The organism is Providencia rustigianii DSM 4541 (genome assembly GCF_000156395.1).
Lineage (GTDB): Bacteria > Pseudomonadota > Gammaproteobacteria > Enterobacterales > Enterobacteriaceae > Providencia > Providencia rustigianii.
The window spans coordinates 843,257-856,554 of the sequence record NZ_GG703819.1; the positions used below are offsets into that span (position 1 = coordinate 843,257).

Annotated in this window: 10 protein-coding genes and 1 pseudogene; 10 read left to right on the top strand and 1 reads right to left on the bottom strand. The window is 40.1% G+C overall.

Translation table 11 applies throughout. The annotated features are described in order from the left end of the window. From PROVRUST_RS13785 to PROVRUST_RS13825, 9 genes are all read left to right on the top strand, one after another. Positions 1–864, top strand: a complete 864-nt coding sequence (locus PROVRUST_RS13785) for a DUF4123 domain-containing protein (RefSeq protein ID WP_006815475.1) — start codon at positions 1–3, stop codon at positions 862–864. Positions 865–866: 2 nt separating this feature from the next. Then, complete coding sequence (locus tag PROVRUST_RS13790) at positions 867–3,512, top strand: T6SS effector BTH_I2691 family protein (protein ID WP_006815476.1); 2,646 nt, start codon at positions 867–869, stop codon at positions 3,510–3,512. Positions 3,513–3,514: 2 nt separating this feature from the next. Next, positions 3,515–4,462, top strand: coding sequence for a DUF6708 domain-containing protein (locus PROVRUST_RS13795; RefSeq protein WP_006815477.1), 948 nt, complete (start codon positions 3,515–3,517; stop codon positions 4,460–4,462). A gap of 105 nt (positions 4,463–4,567) precedes the next feature. After that, positions 4,568–4,834 carry a PAAR domain-containing protein gene (locus tag PROVRUST_RS13800; RefSeq protein WP_006815478.1) on the top strand — a complete coding sequence of 89 codons (267 nt, stop codon included), beginning with the start codon at positions 4,568–4,570 and terminating at the stop codon, positions 4,832–4,834. 69 nt (positions 4,835–4,903) lie between these two features. After that, complete coding sequence (locus PROVRUST_RS13805) at positions 4,904–6,040, top strand: hypothetical protein (protein ID WP_006815480.1); 1,137 nt, start codon at positions 4,904–4,906, stop codon at positions 6,038–6,040. A 59-nt stretch (positions 6,041–6,099) separates the two neighbouring features. Beyond that, positions 6,100–9,477, top strand: a complete 3,378-nt coding sequence (locus tag PROVRUST_RS13810) for an ImcF-related family protein (RefSeq protein ID WP_006815481.1) — start codon at positions 6,100–6,102, stop codon at positions 9,475–9,477. Positions 9,478–9,644: 167 nt separating this feature from the next. Then, entirely contained in the window at positions 9,645–10,991 is a 1,347-nt protein-coding gene (locus tag PROVRUST_RS13815) for a VasL domain-containing protein (RefSeq protein ID WP_006815482.1), read from the top strand. Between the two features lie 99 nt (positions 10,992–11,090). Further along, positions 11,091–11,768: a DUF1345 domain-containing protein gene (locus tag PROVRUST_RS13820; RefSeq protein ID WP_039855335.1), complete on the top strand. Its 678-nt coding sequence runs from the start codon at positions 11,091–11,093 to the stop codon at positions 11,766–11,768. Between the two features lie 112 nt (positions 11,769–11,880). Then, positions 11,881–12,141, top strand: coding sequence for a DinI-like family protein (locus PROVRUST_RS13825; RefSeq protein ID WP_006815484.1), 261 nt, complete (start codon positions 11,881–11,883; stop codon positions 12,139–12,141). Positions 12,142–12,273: 132 nt separating this feature from the next. Here PROVRUST_RS13825 and PROVRUST_RS13830 read toward each other — a convergent pair whose 3' ends face one another. Next, positions 12,274–12,513, bottom strand: coding sequence for a hypothetical protein (locus PROVRUST_RS13830; protein WP_006815485.1), 240 nt, complete (start codon positions 12,511–12,513; stop codon positions 12,274–12,276). A gap of 162 nt (positions 12,514–12,675) precedes the next feature. Between PROVRUST_RS13830 and PROVRUST_RS13835 the strand changes: the two are divergent. Further along, positions 12,676–13,284 (top strand): annotated as a pseudogene (locus PROVRUST_RS13835) (response regulator); the annotation flags it as partial. Between the last annotated feature and the right edge of the window lie 14 nt (positions 13,285–13,298).

Consider the following 13,298-nt stretch of genomic DNA (forward strand, 5'->3'; position numbering starts at 1 on the left):
ATGATACACTATCTACCCCAACATAAAAATTTCGGTGAGCACCAATTTGCATTAATTGATAAAGCATTTGCTCGTTCATTGCTTGATGACTATCCCTCATTAGATATTGTCTCAGCACACTTGGCACCCCAATCACATTTATATCCAGCACTGATATCACTACATGAATTACCCACTTCAGACTGGGATATGTTCACCACTAGAATAACAGAACAATATCAAGGGCTTTCGACACCTAACATCAACTTATTACTCAGTAGCCCTTTATCAGCAGAATCATTGCGCAATGAGCTAGCTAGCCTTCTTTTAATTAATGATGAAAAACAACAAAACTATCTTTTTCGCTACTACGACCCCAGAGTTTTAATTCAATTATCTTGGATGCTGACCCCTTGGCAGTTGCAAACTTACTTAAAAATGCAAGTGATTCCATCTTGGACATTTTTTATTGATAAACAATGGTATACGTTAAATTTTCAAGAAAAAGTACCCTATATCAAAAATGACCCTATTAATTTGCCGTTAGAACAAATTAATAGGATTGGTTTAATTAACCAAGTGTTAGAGCAAGTACCTATTACAAAAAACTTAGACGAAAAAATTAGACTTAGCCGACACATTGATGAATTGCTATTGATCGCATCCAATTGTGGCTTGGTTATAAATAAAGATATAAATATTTTTGTACAGCAAGGCATCAAGCAACAATGTGCTTTTTGGTTACATCATGATGTTCAAGCCGTATTAAAAGTTGCTGCTCATAATCCTGAATATTACCATCGTACAACCTCCAATTGGAATGAAAAGCGCTGGCAAGAAATAAAAGCCAATGCTCCCACGTTAATAACGTCTAAAGGAATCTAGATATGAAAGATAAAAATGAGTCGCAAGGTTGCAGTTTTTGCATTCGACGTGGATTTCCCATTTTATTAGCTCGCCCTGCTATTATGTCTCAGCATGACATTCTCCCTGTTATGCCTAAAAGTATTCATGTCCCCGTTGAAGCCCAAGGGGAAACTGCGTATACCTTGCGGTTATTGCGCTCTGGCTACTTAAATATTTGGGATGAATTAGGTAACTCATGGATTAATTATTATATTACTGACGGTGGGTTTTATTACCCGATTCCCGAAAGTGGTGAAGCACCTGACGATGTTATATCTGGTGAAACTAAACCTTGTGTAAATAATCCTGAGGAGCTGGCAAAAGCCTCTTTAATTACCCTGCCGATAATGCCTAGTGGCATGAAAAATGGTTTATTTTGGTTTGCATGGTCGGAAGTGAAATGGACAGAATCCATTCGAAAACAATTCAAAGATAAAAGCCACCGAGAGCAGTATATGCAGCCCTTTGATATGGATGCATGGCTAAATAGCCAAAATACTGAGCAAACCTTGCCATTAGCACAACTTGAGAATACGATTGCGGAATACCACCAACATGCCCAAAAAAGTCAAATGCGTGGCTGGTCTACCTCACTATTATCCCGAGCGCTTGATGGATTTATCACCTATTCTTATCGAATTCAAACACAGATATTTATACCAACAGCCTCGGGGAATAAAATTGAAACTGTCGTTCAGAGCCCAGATGACCAATTGGATCCTCGTGGTGCTGTCTTTGTACTTCAAGATCCAACGGGAATTTTAAAAGACCTCCCGACATTAATTCAGTATGAACTAGATAGAAATGTCTATAACCGACCAGATATTGAGCGAAAGGTAGCACTCTATGGAGCTATATCTGGCTTGAAGGCGGGTATGAGAACAGACTTTGAAAGAGCTTATACCGCAGAAACAGAGTTTAATGATAAGCGCGCTAGAGGAGGGGTTTTTGAGTACCTTCATGTCAGAAACAAACCCGCTGTTGAAACAATATATACTCCAGTTCGCGATCAACACATGTCAGCAGCTGCCGATGCCAACTGGGCAAAATATCAGCAGTATTATTATGCTGATGCCGTTGATGATTTTAGACTTAAATTCCAAAAAATATTAACCGAATATAATCAGCGAGTTGTCAGCCCCCGAACAAAACTCTATTTGGATTGGTTTCAATCTTCAACACTACAACACTATTTTCAACAATACTTTGACCCTAATGATTTGTTAAGCGGCATTGCTTACACAGCCATTGTTAGCTACTGCATCACGAATATGTCGGACAAAAAAGGCAGCATGGATTTTTTCCATCAGTCACTATTAAATAGCTTGTCTGATCCTAGTAATATTCTGGGAAGAGCTTTAGTACTTAATCAAGCAGTTTTAGCGGAGAAAATTAATGAAGCAACAGCACAGCAATCAATTGAAGTGCTTGAGTTACCATGGTCTACCATCGACAAAAATATTTCCGTCAGCAAAATTACATTGCCTTGGTCTGGGCTAGCCGATGCTTTTGCAAAAGTGATAGAGCCTCAGAGTTTAGCATCGCAATCAGTCATAGCAATCTATTTAGGTCGGCTAGCCACCAGCACAATGAAAGCATTTGATAGCACCATCAGCTCCCCTAAAGTTTATGCTTTTGCTGTCGCAATAGCTGCATTTCAAAATAAAGAAATTGTACGAATTCATAAAAAGGCAAAATTTGGCCATTTTGCTAAAAAAGTGTCAGACGCCTTGATTCGATTAAGTGATAACAACAACGCATTAAACGAATCTGAAATTAATCGGCTTGTCCACGAAGAGTTGAAGCGTTTACGGGTTTCAGGTTTACCGATGAACAAAAATAAAATCTTGGATTATTGGGTTGATATTGATACTAGAGAGCTTGACCGAGTAAAACAGCTTCCCCCGAAACAACAAGAGAGGGCTTTAACTAAACTCTTACGACTATTCAGTGAAACCGAAGCAATAAATTACGCCCAATATCGCACCAGTATGACCTCTGGGACAGGAAAATCCGCTATGGTTGTCAGCGCTGGTGGGTTATCAGTAATTTTACAAAGCTTAGCCTTGTTCCATTCCGCCGATTTAAGTGACAAGAAAACGCTTTCTGAAGATCAATTTGAAGCACATAGCCGTTTCTTGTCAGGCGTTGCTGGTATCATCAGTGGCACTATCGGTGTATTGGATGAAAGTGTTCAACGATTTGTGCTATTACGAAGCTTCAAGAATATCACGGCATATAACACCCTTAAAACATTTGGAGTGCGTGTAGGTGTAGGGGCAGGGATAGTAGCTATTGCGTTTGATATTTTTCATCTGTTTGATGAAGTTGGTAAAAAAAATTATGGCCTCGCTTTTGCTTATTTTCTTTCTGGAGCAAGTGGTATATGGCTTATTCTTGCTGCACTTGTTTCAACAATACCCGTTTTTGGCACCGTGATTGCCGTACTCATCGCATTAGGAACCGCTATTTTTATCGCGTATGAAGGACAGGACAATATTCAAAAATGGTTAGAGAAATGCTGGTGGCGACGAGTCCCCAAACATATCCCTGTAGACAAGTGGCCCGAAATTTATCCCTCTATGTGGATGGAAATGGAACAGTTTAAACGCGCAATAGGACAATAAATATGGATTATTACGGATTATTTCCACAATTTAAAATCAATAGACCATTAAATGAAAGTGAATTTACAGGAAAATTAGAGCAAAAAACACGAATCAATATCGATACGAAACAACTCATGCCGGATTTAAAAGTTATTACGATAAATTCTAATTACTTGGAAATGGTAGATAAATTTTATTCTTCCAAGGGATTATTATCACTTGTTGCTTTCTTCGGTTGTTTATTTTTTTTGGGTACACCATTCGGATTAATTTTTAGTACAATCATTCAGTCACAATATGCAATTGACCATATTTTATTCATGCTAGCGATAACCTTGATTGCAAGTCCAATGGGTCTTTGGATGCTATTCTTATTAAAAAAAGAATGGCTCGCATGGACTCATTACCCTATTCGGTTTGATCGTAAAAACCAGTTGGTACACGCTACACGTATTGATGGCTCTATCTTTACTACCCCATGGCAAAACGTGTTTTTCACGACAGGACTAAATCATCGCAAAGAAATCGGCAAGGATTATTATATTAGTGGGCATGTATTGGCGGATGATGGCATCACGATTATCGATACCTTTTGTCTACCTTCATCACATAGCAATCTTGAAGAACTGAAAGCCCATTGGGAATTTGTGCGTCGTTATATGGAAGAAGGTCCACAAGGTATGAAAGAACGCATTCCTTTTTGTTTACCAATAGCAAATAAAAAAGAGAGTTTTGGATTTACCTTCTTCTACTCCATGACACAACATAATGGTACACCTGTGATCCTGTTTCCTATTACAGTACCGTTAGCCTTTTTATTTGCGTTACCTCGCTATATCGCAATTTTAACCAGCCGTCGTCCTATCTGGCCTGAGTCTATCCAAGCTCAATGCCCGATAGAAAAGGATGACCCATATATTCTTAATGCATCGATGAACCCCAAAAATCTTTGGAAAACCTTTTTTTAATTATTATGAATGGAATTACATTTATTATTTAATTCCATTTTAACGTATGTTTTCTTTAAAGCCGTACCTATCAGCTTCCCATACTAAATGTAAAGGACTTTTATCATGAAAGGTATTATTCGTATTGGTGATAAAAATACAAGTGGTGGACAAGTATTATCAGGTTCTTCATCAATGGTTTTTAACGGTATTGGTGTCGCCCGCTTAGGTGATCCCGTATCATGTCCTAAAAAAGGGCATAATAATGTAGTGATTTCCCAAGGACATCCAACATTTTTAGATAATGGCTTACCTGTTGCATTTGATGGACATAAGTGTAGCTGTGGCTGCACATTGATTTCCTCTCTTCCGAATGCCAAAGCGAGCCTCTAAACTGATGCCTGTTGATTTATTATCACTACCGCCAAAAGCAAAACGTCAAGATTTTCCATCAATTAAACGATGGGGCATTTTTTTGTTTTACTATCATTAGTCATTTATATTTCACATGGATTTTTAGTTTCCCAGTTGTTAATAGAAAAAATACCAGAGTTTAATTTACTCATTTTCACCATCATAATTTGGCTAGGTTTATATTCTGTTAGATATATATTTTTTCTTTTTAATAAATGGGCTGCTGATGGATGGGATACGCAAAGACAAATAGACAAAGATAAAAGAATATCGATAGGCCAAAGAAGAGTTACACTTTTAGCACAAGCCATGATTCTTCCTCACATAACAAACTGCAAAGATTTATCAACACAAATAATTACTAGTAAAATATCTCTTTTGCCTCCTAACCTAGTCAACGGTAAAGCAAGTTATTGTGCTCAGTTCATTGATAGCAACGCATCAGATGTAGAAAGAGTTATCAATAGAATTAAAGCGTTAGTTAGTGAGCCATCAATGCTAACCGCAATCAAATATCTATCTGACAATGTATCATTAAATATTTTAGTTTCGATTGGTGAAAGTATCATTCTAAGTGAAAATGATACTAAACAAATTAATCAAGAAATTTCTCAATTACTCGAAAGACCATTCAGCATTAATTATAAAAAATATATCCCAATTAGTATTATAGATAACTGGTTAGATAAAGCTGATGATTTTGAATACTTACTCACTATAAACCTTTACCAGATTAAGCAACCTATTGATAAATACACAGAGGTTAGTGTGGCTCATTTATTATCATCACCTAAAAAAACGCAAAAAAAATATATCGCTTTTATTCACCGACCTGAGTCTATATCCCAATATAAGGACAATACATTGGATTTAAATAAATCCATTAATAATGCCCTCCTTTGGGGGAATGTCGAAATAACTAAAGTAAAGTCTATTTTCCTTAACACTTTTTCAATCAGTAATCTGGATGATACTAGAAAAGAAGTTCTATTTACCGAGAGTGGAGGAAAAATCCCTTTATATAGCATTGATAATATTATTGGCTGTACTCAGCACGTCTCACCTTGGGTTAACCTTTATATTAGTACCTCATGTTTAATAAAAACCGAAGCTGCCCAACTTGCGATTACACGCCAAAACAATGAAATATTTGTTTGGACAGTTACCCCGCCAATCGGAATTTAATACTTCATTACATTGAAACACATTAATTACTTTATTTTCATCGTATCTGGAGCCAAGATATGAAATCTTATTTACTCTCTACACTAAAGAGTTTAGAAAAACCATGGGTTATTCTATTAGTGTTATTCTGCATAGCTATAACCCTTGGCTTAGTTCTTTATTTCTCACCAGAAATATTAGAAATTCAGCCAAACTCGGAAAAACAATATAATGCTTTGAATACCCTCGTATGGGTAACTGGTTTTATTGGTTTAGCTTCTATTGTTGTTTTTACTGTTAGCCGCTGGATTGGAAAACAAGCTTATAGTGGCACAAAGGAAAAAACAAATAACGTCATTAAAAATCATAATGATACGGATAATGTATTACTACCAGAAATCCAAAACATCCTAAAATCCCAATACGGCACGTTCTGGCATGCCAAAGTCTCCATTCAGCTCCTCCTTGGCTCCCATTCCGCCGTCGAAAAACTCGCCCCGAGTCTGACCCAAGAAATCTGGCAAGAGTGTGATGGCACCCTACTCATCTACGGTGGCGATATCGGCAGTTCGATGGATGCCGAACGGCTGGAGACCCTCAAGCAATTGCGCCGACGCCGTCCGCTCGATGGCGTGATTTGGGTAACTGAAAATAGCATTTCGTCCCAGCTTTTAGACAACAACGTCACGTTCACTAACCTCAATACCGCAACAGCCCACAATGCCGGGCGTGCCATCCAAAACCTCTTCCAAGAATTAGGTTGGCGTGCGCCTGTTTGGGTTTGGAGTGTCAGTGACCAACAATCCCTCAGCGCTGTCGAAACGCCCTCTATCCTCTGCATGACAGAGCAAAATATGCCCGCCGAGGCGCTATCACCGAGCTTATTAAGCCTGATCCCCGCGCTCGTGATCAACGGAACTCAAGCGTTACTGCGCGAACAGAAACACACCTATCTACTGGCTCTGGCCCAATTTTTACAAAACGGGGGCAGCCAACAGCTTGCAACCGCATTAGCACCACTCAATACCCAATTACGTACCCTGCCTTTCTCTGGCATTACATTTAGCCCGTCGATTAATCCGTTAAATCAGCAACGTTTGCCCAATAGTTGGCACCCCGATACCCGCTGGAAAAGCTGGTTGAATGTGCAATCTGAACTGGCATCCGGTTTACAGCCTGCCGCGTTAGGCTTTGACAAAAAACGCCTCGTTCAATACGGTGCCGCCACCGCCATGACCTTGTGGGGCGCAGGGATGATTGTCTCTTACTTCGCCAATCGCCAGCTCATCGAAGAGAGCTACCAAAGTGCGAGCGTCGCCGCTAACAGCCAATTACCGGAAACTGAACGCCTCAAAGCCCAGTATGATTTTCAGCAAACCCTAGGTTTACTCAATCATCGCGAACAAACTTCTGTACCTTTCTGGCTCCATTTTGGGCTAAACAGTAATCAGCCACTATTAGCCCATTTATGGCCACTGTACCAAGAAACGGTATTACCGCCTTTGCGTGATTCCATCGCTCAACAACTGGCTCAGCAGCTACAAGCCTATGCCCAGCTTTCCCCTAACAGTGATGACCGTCGTCAAGCCACCCAAGGGGCGTATCAAAGCCTAAAAACCTATTTAATGATGACCGCGCCAGAGCGTATGGAGCCCACCTTCTTTACTGACAGCGTGCTCACGACCCTCCCCGTTCCGCAAGGAATGAACGAAGGCGAATGGCAAACCCTCGGTAAAGAATTACTCATGTTCTATGCCCAGCAGCTACCGAAGCACCCTGAATGGCAATTAACTACCAACAATAACCTGATTAATCAAAGCCGTACTCTGTTAACCCGACAAATTGGGCAGCGCAGTGAAAGTGCCACACTGTATCAAGACGTGTTACTGCAAGCGCAGCATCAGTTCCCAGATATGACCTTGGATGACATGACGGGCGATACCGATGCCAGCTTTTTATTTACCACCGATGAGTTTGTCTCTGGAACTTTTACCCGCAAAGCGTGGGAAGAATCTATTCAACCTGCCATTAAAAAAGTGGTGGAATCCCGCCGTAATGAAATTGATTGGGTATTGAGCGATAACCAGCATGACCTCAGCGAGGACATCTCCCCTGAAGCCTTGAAGCAACAATTAACTGACCGTTATTTTGCTGATTTCTCCGATAGCTGGCTTAACTTCCTCAACAGCTTACAGTGGCGCCAAACCGAAAGTTTATCGGATACCATTGACCAGCTATCCTTGATGAGCGATGTGCGTCAATCCCCTATTATCGCATTAATGAATACGATAGCTTATCAAGGGAAAACTGGGCGCCAGCAAGAAAAGCTCACCGACTCCTTTATGAACTCAGCCAAAGACCTACTCAACAAAGACCAAAAACCCATGATCAGCCAAAAAGCAGAATTTACAGGTCCCCTTGAAGAGACCTTCGCCCCTGTTCTGAATTTTGTAGATCCGCAAGCCACCACACAAACCAGTGATAACCTCAGTCTACAAGCCTATCTCACCCGCATAACTCGGGTACGCTTAAAACTTCAGCAAGTGGTGAATGCACCCGATCCGCAAGCCATGTCTCAAGCCCTTGCTCACAGTATTTTGGAAGGAAAAAGTGTCGATTTTTCAGAAACAAAAGATATGGGAAGCCTGATTGCGGCTAGCTTTGGTCAAGAGTGGCAAAGCTTTGGTGAGGCCCTGTTAGTCGAACCGATGACTCAAGCGTGGCAACAGCTTTTGACCCCAACCGCCCAAGGCATTAATAGTGAATGGCAAAATTCCATTGTCAATGAATGGAATAGCGCATTCGGGGGGCGTTACCCATTGAAAGACACCCAAAGTGATATCTCTTTACCGTTGATGGCACAATATCTCAAACCCGATAATGGACGCATTCAACGTTTTCTCGAAACCCGTTTACAAGGGGTTTTACGCAAAGAAGGTAACCGCTGGGTGCCTAATTCAACGAATGCCCAAAGCCTGCGATTTAATCCTGCGTTTTTAAATGCCCTGAATACGCTCACGGAATTGGGTGACGTCGCTTTTGCTAATGGCGAAGCGCGCCTGTATTTTGAAATGCGGCCAGGCACCAGTAAAAACATCATGCAAACGATATTGGTGATCGATAAACAAAATCTCACTTACGATAACCAATTCCCGGAATGGCAACGTTTTGTTTGGCCAGCCGATACGGTGGCGTCTGGTGCATCCTTAACGTGGATGACCACCTCATCAGGCACCAAATTGTACGGAGATCATCGTGGTGTCTGGGGCTTGATCCGTTTACTCGAAACCGCCAATATTGCCCCTTATGCGGGCAGCACCAGCAGCTATACCGTGACATGGAACACAAAAGAAGGTTATTCGCTGAATTACCAACTTCGTACAGAAATGGGGCAAGGCCCGCTGGCGCTATTAAAACTGCGCAATTTTGTTCTACCTGAAAAAATCTTCTTGGATTAGCGTCGATAGGAAATCGTACTATGCCTTTATTAACCGCATTACGCACAGCCAGCTTTACAGGCCCTCCTCTTGCCGATGGGCATATTTTATTGCACCATCTGAAAAAACAATTCGATCATCTTTAATATTTCATCAATACACCTCCTTTTCTTCGATTTGAGACAATTATGAATCCAGATTTAAATACATTACGACTTGGTGGCGACCCTCGGACATATGCGGACTTTGCTGCACTAAAAGAAGAGTTAAATAAGCGCTTTCATCCAGCACGCCCTGATATTGACTGGGCTCGTGCCCATGGACTATGCCTATCATTATTCAATCAAAATGGGGCCGACTTACAAACCTGTGCATGGTTTACACTGATCCGCCAGCATCAGGCAGGAATTGTGGGATTAAATGAAGGTCTATCTCTGCTCCAACATTTACTCAATCGATACTGGCAAGGGCTATGGCCTCAGCAAACCCATGCCCGCGTTGAAATATTATCCACTCTGAGTCAACAATTGATCACGGGATTACGTAGCTATTCCCCTGTTTACGCTGATCTTTCCTCACTTTATCAAGCTGAGAAAACATTAGAACAAATAGGACAACAGCTACAAACATTGGAATTAAAACATCTCACGCAGCTCGATCGACTACAAAACTTGCTGACAACGCAATCACGCCAACTAGAAAGTACCGATGCCCCAACCAGTGGTTTTATCCCATCAACCCCCTTGCATATCCCTAAAACCGCACCCTCAACGTTTCATGCAAATACTGCCGCTATACCGATATCAATCAAAGCCAATGCCACCATCAGTACACCACCGCAACCTAAGCCCTCTTACCGTAAAGGTTTTGGTGTGGGGCTGGTATGGGGGATTGTCGTCACAGGCGCTATTTGTGCCGGTACGCTTTATATACTCCATCCAAAAATTAGCAATCACGCCTTAACACAAGCGCTCCCTCAACTTCCTGAGTTTACATCGAATATTGAACTCTTACTCGGACAGCAATTACAACCCAATCCATCCCAACCCAATAGTTTTTCTTCGGAAAATCTGAGTTTTATTGATAATTATCTTGGCGAGCTAGAGTCAGTATCCCCAATTTGGTCCCAGCAATACGGGCTCAATATGGTGAATTACTTAACTAAACAGTATGGTGAACATCAGGAAGTCAGTAGTTTTAATGATAAATGGCGTCAGAAAATGCAGATCAATTCGCTTTCGAATGACAAACTGCAACAGTGGTCAAAAGGGATGGAACAGCTTAATCAGCTCAGTGTCCGTTTAGATAGCTTAGATGGAAAACCTCGCAGTTATATAACAGGCTCTGAATTAAAGACTGTTATATTCAATGCTCGACAAAATTTTAACCAAGCTATTCCTCTGGAAGAAGAGTTACGCCGCTTAGAACAGCTGCAAACTCAAGGTAACGTCCCAGAATCTGAATATCAGCGTATTGACAATCACTTTAAACAGCTACTCAATCGCTATGCGTTAATGAAACAAGATGAAAAGTGATTCTCTTATTCCTTGAAATCCGATAATTAGAGCTTCATTTCTATCGGTGATATACTCGTTTTATATTAAGAATATATGTTTATTTTCAAGGAATATCTCATGCTTCGTTATGCTGCTCGTATCACACGCTGGTTACGTCATGCATTTCATTCTCGACCGCGATTTTTAGTGTCATTAATCGCGGCATTTATTACCTTTTTTGCGTTATTTAATGACCAAAATTTGATCATCAATCTCATCATTAGTTGGAATGTGTTTGCTTGGTCCTATTTGCTCTTTCTATTTCAACGAATAATTAGTCATAACGTCAAAGATATTCGTAGACTCACCAAAGTCGAAGATGAAAGCGCACGGATGGTCATATTCTTCTTGATGTCCGGTTGCTGTGTTAGCTTATTGGCTCTATTTTTTGCCCTTGGTGGTCATAGTGATATCCCAAAAGCAGATAAAATTTACTCTTATATTCTAACCGCGTCGACACTCATTTCCTCATGGCTGCTTTTACCAATGGGGTTTACCATGCATTATGCCCACCTCTATTACAGCAATGTTGAAAATGAAAAACCTTGGCTGAATTTTCCCGATAAAATTAGTGAGCCAAGCTATTCAGATTTTCTGTATTTTTCATTTACGATTGCTGTTGCTTCTCAGACCGCGGATGTGGAGGTCGCCTCTACACCAATGCGCAGAGCCGTATTACTGCAATCTATTATTTCGTTTATTTTTAATATGGCGATCCTCGGATTATGCATTAATATCTCCGCCAGCTTCTTCTAAATTCATTTAACCTCCGCAGAAAGAGTAAAAATATTATTGGATGGATATTGACAATTACCCAATATCCATTTAAAAATACTGTATATCAATACAGTCTTTAGTAGAGGCTATTATGTTACGTATCGAAGTATTATTTGACAAAAATGCAGCACAGAAACCAAGTAATCAGGTTCTACAGGCTTTAGAGTCTGAGATTTTGCGCAAACTACAATCTCAATATCCTGATATCGTCACGCGTGTTGGTTTTAGTTCCCAACAAGCGGTCAATATTTCTGGTACTAAAATCGCAGAAGATAAGGTTCGCATCCAAGAAATTCTCGAAGAAATCTGGATGGATGACGGCTGGCTCCCCGAAGAAAACATAGAAAATTAATATCTGAATAGAGGAAAAGGAATGGCTTATCTTAAAGATATCGCATTCTTTTTCCTGATTTTTTATATTTATTATTCCGAATTAACGTTTTAACCTTCCAATCTAATCTAGCTCTCATCGACCAACTTATCCTTAATAGAGTTTTTTTCGTAAAAAAGATCTAATCTCTTTTACCAGATTAACCCCATCATTATTAGATACTAATACATGGTCATTCAATTTGCACTTATTGGTATCCGTACAAATAGACATTTCATTAAATGTTAAATTACCAATTTTAATCTGTGGCTTACTCAAATTTGTACCCATAAGAGTAACTGCAATAAAAATAATCACAAAAAATAATGGTACTTCAATAAATGCTTTCTTCATTTTCAATTCTCTCTCTTTTAGAGCGTGAGAGCATATTAGTCATTTATATTTTTAGTACCTTAAAATTTAGTTAAACCAACCTTAAGGGATACTTAAGATGTCAAATATGGTGGTTGCTGGGATAAAGCTGTCTGCTTATACTCCGTACCAGAGGTAACAAATATGAATATTTTATTGGTCGAAGATGATCTTCAACTTGGAAAAGCGTTGTGTCGAGGACTTGAATTAGCGGGTTTTAACCCTTGTTGGGTTAGGCTATTAGCTGATGCAAAACAGCAATTAACCACTCGCAATTTTGATCTCATGCTACTGGATTTAGGTTTACCAGATGGAGATGGCCACAATGAATTAATCGCATGGCGCCAAGCCGGTGAATCAATACCGATTATCATTCTGACTGCCCGCAATAAAATGGACAATTTAGTTGCCAGCTTAGATTCCGGAGCCGATGATTTTTTAACTAAACCATTTGAAATGCCTGAACTCATCTCACGAGTCAAAGCGATTAGTCGTCGGATGGCTGGGTTTTCCTCTGAAATATGGCAATTAGATAATCTGCAATTAAATCCGCTGAATCATCAAGTGACTTTGAATGACCAGCTACTGTTGCTGTCAGGCAAAGAATATTTATTACTCTTCGAATTAATAAAAAACTCAGATAATGTAGTCCGTAAAGCCGATTTAGAACAGCGCTTGTTTGGACTTGATGATGTAGAAAGTAATTCACTTGAAGTTCACATTCATAACTTGCGCCGTAAAATTGGTAAAGACTGAATTGTTACTAT

Coding starts and splice junctions, on each gene's coding strand:
- PROVRUST_RS13820 (WP_039855335.1), top strand. CDS start 11,091: ATGCTTCGTTATGCTGCTCGTATCACACGCTGGTTACGTCATGCATTT.
- PROVRUST_RS13800 (WP_006815478.1), top strand. CDS start 4,568: ATGAAAGGTATTATTCGTATTGGTGATAAAAATACAAGTGGTGGACAA.
- PROVRUST_RS13790 (WP_006815476.1), top strand. CDS start 867: ATGAAAGATAAAAATGAGTCGCAAGGTTGCAGTTTTTGCATTCGACGT.
- PROVRUST_RS13785 (WP_006815475.1), top strand. CDS start 1: ATGATACACTATCTACCCCAACATAAAAATTTCGGTGAGCACCAATTT.
- PROVRUST_RS13825 (WP_006815484.1), top strand. CDS start 11,881: ATGTTACGTATCGAAGTATTATTTGACAAAAATGCAGCACAGAAACCA.
- PROVRUST_RS13795 (WP_006815477.1), top strand. CDS start 3,515: ATGGATTATTACGGATTATTTCCACAATTTAAAATCAATAGACCATTA.
- PROVRUST_RS13810 (WP_006815481.1), top strand. CDS start 6,100: ATGAAATCTTATTTACTCTCTACACTAAAGAGTTTAGAAAAACCATGG.
- PROVRUST_RS13805 (WP_006815480.1), top strand. CDS start 4,904: ATGGGGCATTTTTTTGTTTTACTATCATTAGTCATTTATATTTCACAT.
- PROVRUST_RS13830 (WP_006815485.1), bottom strand. CDS start 12,513: ATGAAGAAAGCATTTATTGAAGTACCATTATTTTTTGTGATTATTTTT.
- PROVRUST_RS13815 (WP_006815482.1), top strand. CDS start 9,645: ATGAATCCAGATTTAAATACATTACGACTTGGTGGCGACCCTCGGACA.